General features: G+C 60.8%; 6 protein-coding genes. 1 reads left to right on the forward strand and 5 read right to left on the reverse strand.

Features of this window, described 5'->3' with window-relative positions:
* Positions 1-9: 9 nt before the first annotated feature.
* The 4 genes from K787_RS0106795 to K787_RS0106810 form a co-directional block, all read right to left on the reverse strand.
* Positions 10-3,717, reverse strand: coding sequence for a hypothetical protein (locus K787_RS0106795; protein ID WP_022962042.1), 3,708 nt, complete (start codon positions 3,715-3,717; stop codon positions 10-12).
* The gene (locus tag K787_RS0106800; protein WP_161785940.1) at positions 3,717-11,258 is read right to left on the reverse strand and encodes an OmpA family protein; all 7,542 of its coding nucleotides are present in this window, start codon (positions 11,256-11,258) and stop codon (positions 3,717-3,719) included. The genes K787_RS0106795 and K787_RS0106800 overlap by 1 nt, the downstream gene beginning before the upstream one ends.
* A 440-nt stretch (positions 11,259-11,698) precedes the next feature.
* Complete coding sequence (locus K787_RS22440) at positions 11,699-14,023, reverse strand: TonB-dependent receptor (protein WP_022962044.1); 2,325 nt, start codon at positions 14,021-14,023, stop codon at positions 11,699-11,701.
* The gene (locus K787_RS0106810; RefSeq protein ID WP_022962045.1) at positions 14,010-14,780 is read right to left on the reverse strand and encodes a response regulator transcription factor; all 771 of its coding nucleotides are present in this window, start codon (positions 14,778-14,780) and stop codon (positions 14,010-14,012) included. Before K787_RS0106810 ends, K787_RS22440 begins: the two co-directional genes overlap by 14 nt.
* Positions 14,781-14,904: 124 nt before the next feature.
* Between K787_RS0106810 and K787_RS0106815 the strand changes: the two genes are divergently transcribed.
* On the forward strand, positions 14,905-15,801 hold the full coding sequence (locus tag K787_RS0106815; protein WP_022962046.1) for a LysR family transcriptional regulator: 897 nt from the start codon (positions 14,905-14,907) through the stop codon (positions 15,799-15,801).
* Here K787_RS0106815 and K787_RS22445 read toward each other — a convergent pair.
* The gene (locus K787_RS22445; RefSeq protein WP_235801908.1) at positions 15,798-18,194 is read right to left on the reverse strand and encodes a hybrid sensor histidine kinase/response regulator; all 2,397 of its coding nucleotides are present in this window, start codon (positions 18,192-18,194) and stop codon (positions 15,798-15,800) included. The two genes, K787_RS0106815 and K787_RS22445, sit on opposite strands and share 4 nt — an antisense overlap.
* Between the last annotated feature and the right edge of the window lie 76 nt (positions 18,195-18,270).

Below are 18,270 nucleotides of genomic sequence, written 5' to 3' on the forward strand. Positions count from 1 at the left end.
TTGCCGAACTCAGTAGAAACCAACCATGTTCAGGTACCAGCCCTTGTAGCGGTAGTCGTGCCGGGTCAGGTCGTCGCTGAAGTCGGTGAAGTTGTAACCCACACCGAGTCTCAGGTTTTCTCCCACATCCCGGTCGACTCCCGCCAGCCAGCCCTGACGGGTGCCACCATCGCGGACATCCAGCCAACGGTATTCGCCCAACGCACTCCACTTGCCAGCCAAGCTGTAACGCGCCTGACCGGCCATGAAGCGTGTACGACTGTCGAACCACTCACCACTGGCACGGCCGGCACGGGCTTCGCCATAACGCTCAGCCAGCTTACCGGCAAACTCCCAGCGCTGATCCAGGCGGTAGGTGCCTTCCAGAGCCAGCACATGCGAGCGCTGATCGAACCAGGCAGTGGACTGCTCCTGCTCGAAGGTCGAGCGGTCATACAGGTAGGTGTACTTGCCGAGCAGGCCCCAGCGTACCGAATCGGCTGGCCGCCAGGCGAAGCCAATGTTGCTTTCGATAAACTTGGCGCCCTGCAACTGGTCGATCTGGTCGCGGGTGTCGGAGTAGTTGAAGCGTCCGGCGATGCGCCAGTCATCATTCAGCTTGTGCATAAGCCGGTTGGTGGTCAGCCACTGACGACGGCGCTCGGCACCGGTGTCGCGGCGCCATTCCAGCGCGCTGGTCCAGGAGGTGTCGGCGGAGTTGTGGCCACCGCGCAGGCTGGCTGCGTTGCGATCCACTACACCGTTGGCGCCTTCCAGCTCGGCTTTCTGCAGGGTAAAGCCGTAGAACCAGTTATCCACCGGGTAGAAGTCCATACCGTAGGTATGCGCCATACCCTGCTCATTGTTCGACTTTAGCCATTGGCTTTCGTTGAACAGGCTGGTCTTGTTCGATACGCGCCAGCGTTGGCCAAGGGTCAGGCCGCCGGGGTTGCCGCCAAACAGCGGGTCGGTTTCCGCGGAGCGGTCGGTGGAGTAAGTGTAGCCGCCGTATAGCGTATGGTCGGCGGCCAGCCGGTACTCACCATCCACTGCCACGGCATCACCACGCGAGCCGTTAGTAACCTCAGCACCGATGCTGGATAGATCACCGAACAGGTAACGACCACCCAGAGACAGCGCGTCGTTGTTGCGGTAATCGCCGCTGTTGCTCAGCGTGGTTTGCCCGGTACCAAACAGCTCAATCGAAGGATTGAGGCGGTGAACATAGCGCAGGGCGAAGAGGCTGCCGTCGGCGCTGCTGCCGCCGCGGGTTTCCTCGACCTGACGCAGTTCTGCGGCCAGACGATCGTCTTCACGCAGACGCAGCTCACCCATCAGCTGGGCTTGATCAAAGGCATCAAGACCCCGCTCGGCGCGGCTCAGACGGCCGCTGACCGACAGCTCGTCACTCAGCTCGCCGGCAAACTCGGCGCCCTTCTCCACGATCGGCATGCCGAGGTCAAAGCGGCTGACCGAATAGCCACGGTCCACATCCCGATACCAGCCGCCCATAGCCCACTCGCGCTCGGTATAGCCGAGTTCACGCAGGTTGGCCCGCGCCTCTGCGGAGTAGGCGTCGCCTTCACGCGCGCCTTCGGGGTTGATGCGGGTAAAGCTCAGACCGCCGTTGTCGGAGCGGAACACCGAAGTCGCCGTGGATTCGGTACGGGCCTGCTCGACCTTGATATAAGTACCGCGACCGGCCTGCAGGGTGGCGTCAACGCCCATCAGGCGATAGTCGTCGGCGTCACGCTTTTCATCGACATAGGTCGCACCTATGGCCAGGTGATCACCAAACCATTGCTTGCCGCGAGCACCTGCGGTCAGATCGCCGTACTCGAGACCACGGGAAATGTACTCGTAATCCACCAGCACAATGTTCTGGTAGCCGCCCAGGGGCGTATCGCGGGTTAGGCTCGGTGCGTTGTCACGGCTGATCTGCATCAGCGGACGGGTCAGGATCAGACGACCCTGCAGCTCGTCGACCTGGTAATCTACATCACGCACCAGTGGCACCCGGGCTTCGACCCGGCCGGTGGTGGGGTCGCGCATTTCCAGCACAACCTGATCCGAGCCCGGCAGAATGTCGGTGTGTTTCAGGTAATAGAGGCTACCGCCGGTGCCGAGAAACTCACTGTGGCCCTGGCCGGTTTGCGCTTCGGAACCAAACACCCGTACTTCACTACGAGGATCGCCCAGGGGTGTGCTTTCGCGGCTGCGCCATTTCAGCGCGGCACCGTAAAGACTACGCACATACTGGGCGTGCTCGGTGCCAGTCAGGCCAGTCTGGAAGTTGCCCCAGAGTGCCTGGTTCTGGTCCCAGTCGACGCGTACATAGAGCTTGCCCTGGGTATCCACGTCACGCACAGCTGTGGAGTCGTCACCATAGACCGGATAGTAGGCATCCGGGTCTAGGCGGCGGAACACATCCTGCGGATCGGCGCGGAAGAAGCCGGTGAACAGGTCGCTGGTGCGTTGTTCCGTGGTATCGGCCTGAGCGGTAATCAAGTATTTGCCCTGCACCTTGCCCTTCAGATAAAAGGCCAGACGCCCCTCGACCAGAAAGTTCTCGTAACGATCATCGGCCGACAGTGCCTCAACCGAGCCGCTCACGCGGTTGTCCGATGCGGTTACGTCAGCAATGGCTACCAGGAACATATAGCGGCCGCTGACATCAACGCTGAGCACTTCTTCAATCCGCTGGCCTTCGCCCGCGACGCTGACAGCAAAGTCATGGGTGCCAACCGGCAGCAGATATTCGGCAACAAAACGGCGATTTACATCTACCGGAATCGACTGGTCGTTGACCGTCAGGCGATAGCCCTCGGGCACATTTTCACCGCGCAGGCGCACCCGAGAGCCGTAGATGGCGATGTTCTGCTGACGCAAATTGCTGCCCTGGCCGTAACTGGTCTGCAGCAGCCGGCGGCGCTCCAGCTCGACGGCAGACAGGTCGCGCAGATTGCTATCGGCAGTGCGCCGCAGGCTTTCAAGGCTGCGCTGACGATCTTCCGGGCGCACCAGTTGCAGGCGTTGCGGCCAGGTCTCATCGACGCTGCCGTCGCTGCCGTAGGCTCTGAGAATGTATTGCAGTTCGTCACCGACACGCAGCGACTCGCCCTCAGGCAATTCCAGGTTCCAGTCCAGTTCGCTGGAGTTGGCCGGATCCATACTGCGGATGGCCAGCGGAGTAACCAGATCCTGATCCGCACCGCGATAGAGCACCAGCTCCATACGCTCGATAAAGCCAGCGTAGTTGCTGTAGGCGTGGAAGCGCAGCGGCTCGGCAAAACGACCCTCGGCGAAGGCGACCACCGATGGTGACTGCACATTGAGTACCGGGGCACCCAGGGTCGGGTCCTCGGTGGCCCAGATCATGCCGCCGTTGGGTAGATCGATAGCGAAGTGACCGGTGGCCACGGCCTTGCCCGGATCGGCCGCGCCATCAATGGTTACCCGGCGGTCGGGTTGCAGTGCCTCCGAGCTGGCGGTATTGCTACCGGTCAGCGGGTCCAGTTTGCCGCGTGTGCGAATGACTACGGGCAGGGTATCGCTCTGCTGTGCGCAGGCGCCCCCGCTACAGGATGAAACTCCATTTTCGGCAGCCTGCAACGCAGTCGCGCTGAGGCTCGCCATAATGGCTGCCAGTACGGCAGCACTCAAAGCGCTAGGTTGCATCGCTTTATCCTGGCGAATATGACTGATGAAGGTGCGGGTAGACCGATTGAAATTGATCATCAGTTGACCCTCCCTTGGTCTGTGCTTGTGTCCTCGGCCTCGACCAGCACCCGGCGGCGCTCCTCTGCGCTGAGGTGCTGGGCGATGGCATCAAATACGGCGCGGGCACGACGCATGCCCAGCGCTTCGTTGTAAGCCAGCGATCCGCGGCGGTCGGCATGACCGGTGATGGTGATGCCAACAGTAGGCTGACCCGCAGCCAGTCGCTGGCTGATGACCGCTGCCACCGATTGCACAACCGGCTGGAGCTCGGGCCGCACGTCAGACTTGTCGGTCACAAAGAGCACCTCGCCGAGACGTACGCCGTCACCAACCAGATGAATCTGCCGCCCGATGGAGACACTCAGCGCGTCGCCATAGTCGCCGGTCAGACCAGCCAGCAGAGCTGCGCGCAGGGCTTCGGCCCGACGCACGCCCAGGGCTTCTTCATCGGCGTGACCGACGATGTCGACATGCCCACCGCGATGACGGTTGATGGCGTCCAGCATGCTCTGCAGGTTGCCCATCTGCTCAGCGCGGATGGTGGCGCTACCCGGTGAGAAGAACACTTCACCCAGCTCGACCTCGATCTCGCTGCGCGAGGCAACCTCGCGTTCCGGCAACTGCACACCGAAGTCAAAGCGCGTCGGCATACCCTGGGTGATACGCTTAACCAGCGGGTTGCCCGTGGTGGAGCGGCTGCCTGCGGGCAGGGTGGCTTCATCAATCTTCATGATGAAGTTGCGGCCGCGACCGATATGCGACACATCAATGCCTTCCAGGTGGAAGCGACCGTGGGCGTCAGTAGTAATCAACATGCCCTCGACCGTACCGATGCGCACACCCGGAATGCCGCGCTCGTCGATACCGCGGTTGGTGATGACATAGTCGACACGCACCTGACCATTGGCGGCCGGGTAGACATTGCGCTCAACCAGGATGTCCTGTGCGCTCAGTCCCTTGGCCATATCACCGCGCTGGCTTGCTTCGACCTGGCCTGCGGCGTTCATGCGCAGGGTCAGGCCTTCGGCGGTGGTCAGCACGAAGTCGTCAGTGAAGCGTGGCTCGCTAAGCAACTGCGAGATAACGATACGCTGGCTGTCGACCGGTTCTACTGTGCTACGACGACCGCGCAGTTCACCCAGGTTCAGGCCATGCAGCAGAGGTGAACTGGCGTCCGCCTCGGGCTGCGGTCCTTCACCGCGATCAACTGTGGTGGAGTTGGGCACATAGGCCTGGGCTGCGAAGCCGCCCTGTACCTTCACCTCACCGGCTGAGGCGCTGTCCTGCCAGCCGTCACCATCACGGTCATCAAAGACCGTACCCCAGATGCGCGTGTCCTCGAACAGTGGGTCAGCACTGCGACGCACCGTGGCACGCGCCTGGTTACTCACCGGCATGCCGTTGAGCACCAGTTGCGCGGTGTTCACATAGTCGCCGCGCGCTGCCGCACCGGCACCTACCCGAAGGAAGTAGCTGATGCTGATCCGTGCGCCCGCATCGACACTGAGGTCTTCCACACGGATCGGGCTGATGCCGTTCAGGCGCGAGTTGCCATCGCGATCAGTCACCTGCAACGAGTCTTCGACCAGGGTAAAGCCGGGCGGAGGCGTATCGATGAGGATCACATCGGTCAGCGCCATGTCCGCCATATTGGTTGCTGTCAGGGTGTAGCGCACCAGATCACCCACGCGCACCTGCTGCGGGGTAGCCTGCTTCTGCAAGGTCAGCAACTGGTCATCGTTGATCACCACCAGCACCACCGCATCGGCACAGCTGGCTGGGTTGAGCAGGTCGCAGATCCGGTAGTTGAGCTCGTACTGCCCGGCAGGGGTGCCCGCCGCGACGAGGATCTGGCCCGTGCTCTCATCCAGCGTCAGCCCACTATGGGTGGCAGTGAGGAACGACAGGGACACGTTCGTGAGGGTTGCCGACTGGCCGTTCAGGGTATCGTTACCCAGTACATTGCCCGCCACGCCACCATTGGCGCCGCTGACAAACTCCTCTCGATAGTCATCGTCCACCGCTTCGATAACCGCAGCCATGACTTCAAGGGTCACAGTAGCAATATCGCAGTTCGCCGGGTTGGCGCGTTCACACAGCTGGTATTCAAAGCTGTACGGGCCTGCTGGGGCACCCGGTAGCACACCTACTACACCGGTCTCCGGATCAAAACTGAGCTGCGGCGGCAGGGTGCCGGCCAGGCTCAGTTCAACCTCAGGCAGGGTAATGGGGTTGTCATTCAGCGTGTCGTTGTTACCGACCACACCGATATTGTCGCTACCGTCATAACCGTTGACCGGGCCGAAGCTGTCGTTGGTCGCCACGATTTCTGGTACCTCGACATTCACGGTAACCGTCGCGGTATCGCAGTTCGCCGGGTTGGCGCGCTCACACAGCTGGTATTCAAAGCTGTACGGGCCCGCTGGCGTACCTGGTGGTACACCTACGATGCCGGTGCTCGGATCGAAGGTCAGGCCGGGCGGCAGATTGCCGATCAGGCTGAGTTCTACCTCCGGCAGACTGATGGGGTTGCCGTTCAGTGTGTCGTTGTTGCCGACCACACCAATGTTGTCGTCACCGTCATAACCGTTAACTGGACCGAAGGTATCGTCAGTAGCGGTTAGTTCAGGCGCCTCGACATTCACGGTAACCGTCGCGGTGTCGCAGTTGCTCGGGTTGGCGCGTTCACACAACTGGTAGTCGAAGCTGTATGGACCGGCCGGAGTACCCGGTGGCACACCCACAACGCCAGTGCTCGGATCAAAGGTCAGGCCGGGCGGCAGGTTGCCGATCAGGCTGAGCTCGATTTCCGGCAGAGTAATGGGGCTGCCATTCAGGGTGTCGTTGTCGCCAACCACACCAATGTTGTCGTCACCGTCATAACCGTTAACTGGGCCGAAGGTATCGTCAGTAGCGGTTAGTTCAGGTGCTTCAACATCCACGGTGACCGTTGCGGTATCGCAGTTGGTCGGGTTGGCGCGTTCACACAACTGGTAGTCGAAGCTGTACGGACCCGCTGGTGTGCCTGGTGGTACACCCACGACACCAGTGCTCGGATCGAAGGTCAGGCCGGGCGGCAGCGTACCGATCAGGCTGATTTCGATTTCGGGCAGGCTGATGGGGCTGCCATTCAGCGTGTCGTTGTTACCAACCACGCCGATATTGTCTCCGCCGTCATAGCCGTTGACCGGACCGAAGCTGTCGTTGGTCGCCACAATTTCGGGCGCCTCAACATCTACGGTGACGGTTGCGGTATCGCAGTTGGTCGGATTGGCTATTTCGCACAGCTGGTATTCGAAGCTGTACGGGCCCGCGGGAGTACCCGGAACCACGCCTACCACGCCGGTGCCTGGAGCAAAGGTCAGTTGCGGCGGCAGGCCACCGACCAGACTCAACTCCACCTCGGCCAGATCAATCGGCGAGCCGTTGAGGGTGTCGTTGCTGCCAACCACGCCCACATCCGGATTACCCACGTAGCCGTTAACCGGACCGAATGTGTCGTCGGTCGCCACAATTTCTGGCGCTTCCACATCCACGGTGACGGTTGCGGTGTCGCAGTTGGTCGGGTTGGCTATTTCGCACAGTTGATAATCGAAGCTGTACGGGCCTGCCGGCGTACCTGGTGGCACACCCACGATACCGGTGCTCGGATCAAAGGTCAGTCCGGGTGGCAGGGTGCCAATCAGGCTGATTTCGACTTCAGGCAGACTGATGGGGTTGCCATTCAGGGTGTCGTTGTCGCCAACCACACCAATGTTGTCGTTACCATCATAGCCGTTAACCGGACCGTAGGTGTCGTCAGTGGCAACGATTTCAGCTGCTTCGACGTTCACGGTAACGGTTGCGGTATCACAGTTCCCAGGGTTGGCTGTTTCGCACAGTTGGTAATCGAAGCTGTACGGACCTGCCGGAGTGCCCGGCAATACACCGACTATCCCGGTGCTGGTGTCGAAGGTCAGCTCGGGTGGCAGAGCGCCGATCAGGCTCAGGTCAACCAACGCCAGGTCAACCGGATTGCCGTTCAGCGTGTCATTACCGCCTACCGAACCGACGTTGGTGTCGCCGTCGAAGCCGTTGACCGGACCATAGTTGTCATCGGTCGCGAGGATATCCGGCGCGCCCACGATGACGGTTACGGTGGCGGTATCGCAGTTGGTCGGGTTGGCTACTTCACACAGCTCGTAATCGAAGCTGTAGGGACCCGCTGGGGTTCCTGGCAGTACGCCCACCACACCGGTGCTGATGTCGAAAGTGAGTTCCGGGGGCAGGACGCCGACCAGGCTCAGATCAACCAGAGTCAGGTCAACCGGATCACCGTTCAGCGTATCGTTACTGCCGACCAAGCCGACGTTGGTGTCGCCATCAAAGCCGTTGACCGGACCATAGTTGTCATCGGTCGCGAGGATATCCGGCGCGCCCACGGTGACGGTTACGGTGGCGGTATCGCAGTTGGTCGGGTTGGCTACTTCACACAGCTCGTAGTCGAAGCTGTACGGACCCGCTGGGGTTCCTGGCAGTACGCCCACCACACCGGTGCTGATGTCAAAGGTCAGCTCTGGAGGCAGAGCGCCCACCAGACTCAGCTCCACTTCGCTCAGCACAATGGGGTCACCGTTGAGGCTGTCGTTGTCGCCAACCACACCTACATTGGCATCACCGTCGAAGCCATTGACCGGACCGTAGTTATCGTCAGTGGCCACGATATCTGGCGCGCCGACAGTGACGGTTACGGTGGCGGTGTCGCAGTTCGTCGGGTTGGCTATTTCACAGACTTCATAATCGAAGTTGTAGGGGCCTGCCGAGGTGCCCGGCAATACCCCTACCACACCTGTGCCGGTATCGAAGGTGAGCTCCGGTGGCAGGGTACCCACCAGGCTCAGATCAACCAGAGTCAGGTCAACCGAATCGCCATTCAGGGTGTCGTTGCTACCCACCGAGCCGACGTTGGTATCGCCATCAAAGCCGTTGACCGGACCGTAGTTGTCATCGGTCGCGACAATATCTGGGGCAGCGACAGTAACGGTGACGGTGGCGGTATCGCAGTTGGTCGGGTTGGCTACTTCACACAGCTCGTAGTCGAAGCTGTACGGACCCGCCGGAGTGCCCGGCAATACACCCACTACACCGGTGCTGGTGTCGAAGCTCAGCTCAGGTGGCAGGGCACCGGTCAGTGTCAGCACCACCTCAGTCAGATCAATTGGATCGCCGTTGAGAGTGTCATTGCTGCCGACCACGCCCACATTGGTGTCGCCATCAAAGCCATTGGCCGGGCCATAATCGTCATCTGTGGCGACAATGTCTGGCGGTGTGACGGTGACCGTTACGGTAGCGGTGTCACAGTTCGCCGGGTTGGCCACTTCGCACAGTTCATAGTCGAAGCTGTAAGGGCCTGCCGGGGTGCCGGGCAGTACTCCCACTACACCAGTGGCAGGGTCGAAGGTCAGTTCCGGCGGCAGCGCGCCGACCAGCGTCAGCTCTGAATCGGCCAGGTCAATCGGGGCGCCGTTCAGGGTGTCATTGTCGCTTACCACGCCCACATTCGGGCTGCCTTCATAACCATTCACTGGACCATAGTCATCATCGACTGCATCGATCAGGCCCAGGGGTTCGGTAATGGCATCGTCTTCGTCATTACTGCCGTCAGGATCGTGGGTATTGGAGGTAACCAGCGCAGTGTTGCGGTACTCACCAGTGTCATTGACCGTGGCTGAAATGGTCAGAGTTGCGCCGTCACCATTGGCCAGATCGCCAACGGTCCAGACGCCGCTGGCATCGTCATAGCTGCCAACGCTTGCTGCGGAGGAAACGAAGGTATAACCGCTGGGCAACTGGTCAGTAACCAGCACTGCTTCCGCATCCGAAGGACCATTGTTGGTCAGCGTCAGGGTGAACACGACCGTGTCACCGACCACCGGGTTGGCTTCATCCACGGTTTTTTGCATAACCAGATCGGCGCCCGGGTCGACGATGACGTCAAAGGTGTCTTCGTTGTCGGTGGTGTCCTGCTCGGTAACAGTGTCATCCGATCCGCCCAGATCAACCCGTGCGGTATTGATCTGGGTGCCGCTGCCACCAGCGATCACTTGTAGATTGATGCGTACCGCGCTACCACCGGGAGCCACATTGCTGCCCGGCAGGCTGGCGATATTGCCGGTGACAACCAGTCCGGCATCTACCGTTCCGCTTACGCTCACACCCAGGGGGCCGCACACCGCGCCGCCTGAAATCACCTCACAGGTCACATCGCCTGCGGTGGCTTGCATGCCTGCTGGCAGGGTGTCGGTAAATACTGCACCGGTCGCGTCGTGGGTGCCGGTATTGGTGATGTCCAGGCTGTAGGTGAAAGTCTCGCCAGCCAGCACGTTGGTCTCGGAGGCTGACTTGCTTAGCGCCAGCGCGACCAGACGGGGGGTGTTGGTGAAAGTACAGTCAATCGAGTCGCCCAGTTCGAGGATATCCACAACGGGCGGCGAGGCAGGATCGAAAGTGTCGTTCGGCAGTACGGTGGACGAACCCGGATTGCCCGGATTGCTACAGCTGATCGTACGATCGTATTGAGCCAGAGTTGAGCTACTGCCTGGCGCCATCAGCTCGCGCAGGGTCAGGGCGTTACCGGGCATGATGGTCTGCCCGCTGATGTAATCGGAGGGAGTGCCAGCATCCGTTGCATTAGTTGTAGTGGCGCTCTGCACCACGTTTTCTACCACGTTCTCTATTTCGTAGATGAACTGGTCATCCGGGTGCGCGCGGCCGCTGGGCAGTGCTTTGTTCAAGCGCACACCACCCCAGCGAACGCCTACTGCGTAGCCCTGGCCGGCGGTGGAGTGAATCTGACCCATTACGGTAAAGGGGATGGCCGGATTGCTGACATCGCGTGCAGAGGACAGCACGATAGCGCTGGCGTCACCGCTACTGGTGCCGCGCAAGCGCAGACAGTCGATAAAAGTGCCTGGGTTACAGGCGCTGGGCGGCGGCGATGCGCCGGTGTCACCGCCGATGGGGGTGACCGAAACACCAAAATCCGGCCCGCCGTTACCCAGCCACTCAAGAGTGTTCCAGGGCGAGCCACCGGAAACCACGCCGAAGTCCAGACGCTCACCGCCGGGGTTGGGGCTGTTGTTCAGGCGCTCGGCATCAGCCACGATGATTTCAAAGGGCACATGATCCACCGGCAGCCCGGCAGGGCTAAACAAGCGGATATTCTCGAGGGTGAGAACCAGTCGGTTAGCCTCACCACTCTGCACGTAGAGGGCCGCAGAGTTCGGCGTCAGTAGTTGATAAAAACCACTGTTGCCGCTGAAGTTGGAGCCAGTCCAGGTCGGCGCCTGCCGAGACTCGATGCGCGGGCCGCCAGGACCAGCGTAGGTGCCGGTGCCACTGACGCGCATGACCATTTCAATGCTCGAGCCATCCGGCAGATTAAAGGATCTATTCTCTTCGTAGCCTGGCGCATAGGGTGTATTGACCGCGCCAAACTGCAGCCAGCAGACCTCGTCGATATGCTGACCCTGCGAATTCGGGTTGGACAATATACAGTCGGCCATCGCGTCGCGTGGCATCAGGGCTGCCATAACAAGCAGCGCTGTGCAGAACAACCCCCACTGCTTTAGCCAGCCTTTTACTGTACGGCGAGGGCTTCTCGCAGTGTATTGCTCAGCGGAACTCGCACTGCGACTTCCATCCCTGATCCCTGTCTGAATCACGTTGCTTCCCCTTATAACTTCCGACTCGCTGAAAACCGGGCACGATCGAGCATGGCCGATAGGGGCGCGATATTAATAAGGGAGGGGCAGCGGTATAAGGGCTCATGGGCGAAATTCAAGTTGCAGAAATAGAACGCTGGTACGCGCGAGCAAAAGCCGCTTACCCCTTCAGCAGTGAGATAGCGGCGACTAGCACCGCACCTGAAGAATCCGGCCTTTTGTTTGCAGGGAAGGACTATGAACGCCCGCCCGGGAAAGATTGCGACTAACGGCGGAACCGACGGTTGGCTGCGGTGTCAAAGGCCGACGCGCAAACGCAGAGCCAGACTGCGCGGCGCGCCCAGCGCAGCGCCATAGTCGCCAGCCCCGGTGAGCGCGTAGTAGGCCGCCACATGCTCCTTGTCGACCAGGTTGCGGCCGATTAGCGTCAGGTCCCACTGCTCATCTGCATCCGCGAGCCCAAGATAAGCGTCTGCAGTGCCGCGAGAGGATAAGTAAGTGTTCTCACCGCGTTCCAGGGTGCCATAGGCACCGCTACGCCAGCTGTAGCCCCCGCCGACCAACCAGTCCAGGCCCGGCCAGGCCGCGCGCCGATAATCCAGGCCGGTGGCAGCGCTCCAGCGCGGCGCGCCATAGACCTGCTTGCCACTCTGGTCGCAATACAGCTGCTCTGTCGGTGGCGGGCAGGGCGCGTTGCTGAAGTGCCGGTAGCGGCTGTCATTCCAAGCCACTGCCAGATAGCCATCCAGACTGTCGGAGAAAGCCCAGTTGTTATCCACCTCCACACCCCGCGAGCGTACCCGACCGACATTCATCAAGTTGTTGCGCTGAGGATTGACCGAGGATGAATGCGGGTTATAGGTAATGGCCTGGTAGTCATGTACCTGCGTCTGATAGAGCGCGAAATGCGTGCTACCCCGGCCTGCGGCATAGGTCAGTGAACCCCCTGTCTCAAGGCTGTAGGCGCGCTCGGGATCGAAGGTGGGGCTGACGCCAGTACCGATCGGCTCAGCATTGATGCCGCCTGCCTTGTACGCACTGGCCGCGCCGACATACAGGGCCAGGTTATCGGACACATAGCGGGTGGCGCGCAAGTGTCCGCCGAACAGCCGATCACGCACAGCGTCACGCCTTTGATAATCCTGCCCCAGCGTAGCGGCTTGCAACGCCGGACCGACTAACTGGGTAATGGGGTCAAGCGCCAAATCCGGGCGTCGGGAACTGCGATGGGTTGAGCCGTGCTTGCGTTCATCAGCCAGACGCAAGCCAGCGCTGACCAGATAGATCTCGGTGGGGCGCCAATCAAGCTGAGCGTAAACCGCATGGCTGCGAGTGGTCTGGCGGCCCTGCGACTCGGACTCGGCACCATCGAGGATGCCATCATCAATCATCTGCGGGGTAATGCCCAGTTGCTGAACCAAGGGCACGCTGCCTGCAAACCAGTCCGCCGCAGATGACCCGTACGTCACCCAGCCGCGGCGATCCATCTGCTGATGCATGCCGTGGTAGCCCAACAGATAATCCAGATTACTGGTCACAGGGCCGGTCAGGCGAAATTCCTGGCTGTACTGGGCATGTTCAATATCCACACCCCCGGCCCGTGTTATCGGCAAGCCGATGCCATCCAGATCCCCCCTCGACGCCAGATCCCAACTGCGCCAGCCGGTAATCGATGACAGCCTGCTGGCTGCACCAACCGGCGCCTCTATATGCAGAGTGACAGCCTCCTGTCTGGTACTCACCTGGTTACGCGTATCCTGCTCGACGTTACGCTCGAAGGGTCGAGCGGGCGGCAAGCTGTAGCCGACGAAGGCTGCGCTATCGCGCGCGGACTGGCTGTAACGCGCTACCGGGTAGGCGCAGCAATCCTCACGCTGGCGCGTCTGTTCAACTATCAGCCTGGCAGTCAGGCCTGGCGGCCCGAGCCAGAGCAGTTGGCCCCGCGCTCCGCTGCGGTCCTCGTCGTTTACCTCCGCGCCGACCAGGGTATTGTCCAGGGCGCCATCGGCGCTGCGCCGGTACAGACTCACACTGCCCGCCAGCACCTGATCTACCAGCGGCCCAGCCAGCTCCACCCGTTGCTGGCGTTTGCCGTTCTCGCCCACCAGAATCTCGGCCCGTCCAGTGGGCTGCCAGGTCGGCAGGCGGCTGATCAGGTGCACTACTCCGGCACTACTGTTGCGCCCATACAGCGTGCCCTGCGGACCACGCAAAACCTCTATGCGCTCCACACCAGCCAGGTCTGCGGGAAACATGCCTTGGCGGCCCAGGTAAACACCGTCTACCCAGAGACCGACGTTGCTTTCCAGGCCATCGTTGAACGACGAGGAACCCAGCCCGCGAATGGAAAAACTGGTCAGCCGGGTAGAGGGTGCCTCGAACTGCAGTGTCGGTACCCGCCGGGTAAGCTCCTCAGCGGTCTGCGGCGGCAAAGGCCCGGTCTCCTCGACAAACAGCAGGTCACGCGCTTGAATGCTCGGCCAGTCCAGGTCCTGCCAACGCGCAACACTCTCGCCATCCGGCAGCTTGAGTGGCTCCGCGGCTACGGCCAGGGAAACGCTGCAGGCATAGCCGAACAGCGCGACTTGGAGCGGGCATTTGGGAGCTTTAATTTTCAGCATGGTCGGTCCGAGCACTGGCCCTGAAGGCACCTGGGGTGACACCCAGGCGCTCGCGAAAGGCGGTGGTGAAGTTGGCGGCACTGCTGAAGCCGATAAGGTCGGCAATTTCCTGAATGGTCATTGCGGTGTCGGTCAGTAGCTCCTGACTTTTACGCAGGCGCTCCTCCCTTATAAAGGCAAAGACGCTGGTACCCATGCGCTCGCGAAAAATCGCCGACAGCCGTTTGTCATGGGTACCAACCTGGCGTGCCATTTCAGTCAGCGACGGCGGCTCAGCCAGCTCTCTGCCGATAAGCCGCAGCGCGGCGTTGAGAATCACCTGATCAGGATCATGCGGGGCATGAGAGAGTGCAGGCGCGGAATGATTGCGCCTGACCAGTTGTAGGTGAATACGGATGCGCGCGAGCACTTCTTCAGGCAGAAAGGGCTTGGTGACATAGTCGACGCTGCCCAGGCTCAAGCCACTCAAGCGCTCCTCCGCCGAGGCCGCCGCAGTCAGAAAGATTACCGGCAGATCACGTGTGGCCGGGGACTCCCTGAGCAATCGGCACAGGGCAAAACCATCCAGCTGCGGCATGTGCACATCCAGCAGCACCAGATCCGGGCGCAGTGCGATGGTCCGGTCCAGCGCATGGCGCGCCTCGGTCGCTATGGATATACGTACGCCTTCGGCGCGTAGCAGCGCAGTCAGGCCAGCCAGTGCCTCGGGCTGATCATCAATGATCAGCACATGGGCATCCATCTTGTTGTTACTCATGTTCCCCACTTTCCCTTTGGCCGGATACAACAGATTGTTCCGCGCAAACAGAATAAATATCCGCCTGGGCAAAACCGCAACTCCGATCGAACCGTTACCTTAATGGCAACACTGGAGAAAACCCATGCGCGAGCGTTGCACCAGCCACAACCTTATGTTCGATAAAGAGAACAGCGAACCGGGTCGTGACCTCCCGAATACCATGGTTGATCTGTACTGGTTGCTACAAGCGGTGAATGGCGGCAGCCTCTCTGCGGCAGCACAACATCTTGGTGTCTCCAAGTCCAGCCTGAGCCGACGACTGTCCCAACTCGAGACGCGCCTTGGCGTACAACTGGCCCATCGCGGCCCACGGCGCTTTAGCCTGACCTCTACCGGCGAGACCATTTACCGCCATGCTCTGGCCATGGTCGATGCCGTGGAAGCGGCGGTCGAGTGCGCGCACCTGGCGCAAAACGAGCCCGGTGGCCAGGTTCGGCTGAGCATGCCGACCATTCTCACCGACTGGCTGATACCGGTGCTGGCCGATTTTCGGCGGCAATATCCGCAAATCGAGCTACACCTGCTGACCGACGACCATCCGCGTGACTTGGCGGCGAGCCAGACGGATCTGGCCCTTAGCCTGCGCGAGGCACCTGCCGACAGCTTGCAAATTGTCTCGCGGACCCTGGTCCAGTTGCCATTCGCTACCCTCGCAACGCACGGGGCAGCAACCGCCGCTAAACGCAAACCAGCCGCAAACAGCGCTCCCATGCGTCCGAGTGGCATTCGCGCGGGTAGTCTGCTGATCGCCCGTGAAGCGGCCAAGGCCGGTCTGGCCCCGGCGGTGCTGCCACTGTGCGCCTGTGAGCGCGAAATAGCTGAAGGCAGCCTGGTGATGGTCGACAACCAAACCATCAACCACCCACTCTATGCCTTTACCCAGCCTCACCGTGGCGTCACCCTGGCAACTCGCATGCTGCTGGACTTTCTCTCCCGGCGGCTGCGTGCAGTCGCTGACTCCAAAGCTCAACCGAACTAGCGCCTGACCCGCTGCAGCTCACGCTGGGCAGAGCCCTGGCCTTGCAGCAATTGCTTTATCTGCGCGAGTAGATCGCCACTGGTGGCAGGTTTAAGCAAGTAGCTGTCGAAATCCAGCGAGCATGACAAATGCTCCGGTCGCCTTGGCGGCACACTTGAATACAGCACTATTTGCAACTGCGGCCAGCGCCCGCGCACCTGCTCGAGCAGGTCCCAACCACTTTTGTCAGGCATTGATTGATCGCAGATGATCAGCTCGAACTCGTCCTCCTGCAGGGCCTGCAGGGCCTGATCGACATCTTCACAGGTAATCAGGTCATAACCATAGCCGCCGAGCAGATCGCCCAGGGTATCGCGCACCATGGGCGAGTCATCCACCACCAGAATGCGGCTACCATCGGCCACCCCACTCGCCTCATAGCTTTCGATAAAGCTCTGCTCCACCTCCTGCTCCCCAGCCGGGTCAAGCAACAACTCGAAGGCGAGGCCAGCGCCGCCCAGGCTGGACTCGACCAGTTCAAGGCGCGAATCCATACGCTCAAGCATCTGCTGAACGATAAACAAACCCAGGCCCACGCCCTTCTCACTGCGGGCATTGTCGCCGCGACCAAAGGCACGTGTCAGCCGCTCCCAGTCTGCAGCCGCAATGCCTCTGCCGCTGTCCTCCACTCCGAAGCGCAGCGCGACCTGGCCAGCGGCGTTCCTGGAACCCAGCTCTACGCTAAAGCGTATCTGTCCATCGCGGGTAAACTTCGCCGCGTTGGCTAACAGGTTAACCAGTACCTGGCGTACACGACGGAAGTCAGCGTTTACCAGGGTGGGCAGGTCCGGGGAGAAGCTCGACTCGAAGTGGTTGCCATTGCTCTGCGCCAGCAGCCGCCCCTGCAACTGCACTTCTTCAAGAAAACCGAACAGATAGCCCGGGGCAATCATCAACTCCTTCTGCCGCAACTCGCTGCTGGAAAACTCCAGCAATTCGTCAATCAACTCAAGTTGATGAGTAGCGAAGCGTTCGATATTACGCGATGCTTCCTGCGCCGAGACGCCGCTCTGGCGCAATTGACGGGCGCTGCTGACCACTCCCTGCATTGGCGCGCGCAGGTCGTGACTGATGCGTGCAAGCAGAAACCCCTGGGCGGAAAGCGACTCGCGCAGCTGCGCCGTTCGGCTTTCGACCTGGTGTGACAGACGCTCCTGCTCGGTCAGCTTGAGCTGCTCGATATCCTCCAGCGCCTGTTTCTCGCGGCGGCGACTCAAGGCAATCTGGCTTGCCAGGGTATAGGTGAGCAAAGCTGCGCCGGGCAGGGTTGATACCGAGAACCAGCTGTACTCGTACGGCGAAACCGGAAACAACCCCCGGTGGAAGGCCAGAAAGGCCAGCGACTGGATGATCACCAGCGAGGTAACCAGATAGGCAAACCAGTCGTAACGCAACCCCTGGCGCACGCCGATAACAAGCACAGTGATAAGTACCGACACGGACAACAAACGCACTCCATCTGCGAAGCTTTCCGCCAGCAGGGAGCCGGGGGGTAACAGCAGATTGGCCAGCGCAACCAGAACAATCAGAACCTGGCACAGGATCACCAGATAGCCACTGATCGCCGGTTGATGACGCACGCGCAACAGGACGCTCAGGTACACGAAAGCCAGAATACGGGCCAGAGCCGAGACTAGCTCGATAACAATCAGATCAAGCTGCGGCTTACCAGGCCACAGGTAGACGAATCCATAACCCGTAATCAACGTCACCACGGCTACGTATGCCAGTACCGACATGGCATGCGCGAACAGCAACGGCAATCTTAGAATATAACCGGCCGCGAGGCTGAACAGCACCAACAACAGGACGATGCCGAATACCACACCATCAGCCAGGCTCTCGGCCATACGTTCGCTCAGCAGCCGATCATGGGACAGCAGCATCGGCTGCATGGAGAAGCGCAGCTCGCTGGCCATACGCAGGTACAAGGTCTGCTCCTGCTGGGCCGGGAGCACCACCGAGAAGGCCGGAAGGCGAACCGGATTATCCCATTTATCCAGCGGATAACTTGCACCGGCGTATTGCGCCCTCCAAACGCCATTCTCTTGCCGATACAGACTCATGTCCCGGACCTTGGCGGTACCCGGGAACAGATAGAACCGACACTCCTCGGCCGCCTCATTGCGTACCTGCAGTTGCAACCAGAGGGCCGAGGACTTTTGCTCGGTGGTGAGATGACGTGCCGTAACGGCTTCCCAGGCCGCCGCAGGCAAATCCTGGGCGGCCTGCGGATCGGTACCCCCAGAGTCATCCTCCCAAGCAGATAGCCAGGGCTGCAGCACTATCCTGTCGGCACTGCAGTCGCCCAGCGTCAGTGACTCAGCCCTGGAGTTCAGAGACGCGAATGACAAACACAGGAATAGGACCCACAGCAGGGGTCCAGTCAGACCATGCGCACAATCAGGGGAAACTAAGCAGGAGGGTCTG

It is taken from the genome of Halopseudomonas pelagia CL-AP6 (genome assembly GCF_000410875.1).
GTDB classification, from domain to species: Bacteria; Pseudomonadota; Gammaproteobacteria; order Pseudomonadales; family Pseudomonadaceae; genus Halopseudomonas; species Halopseudomonas pelagia.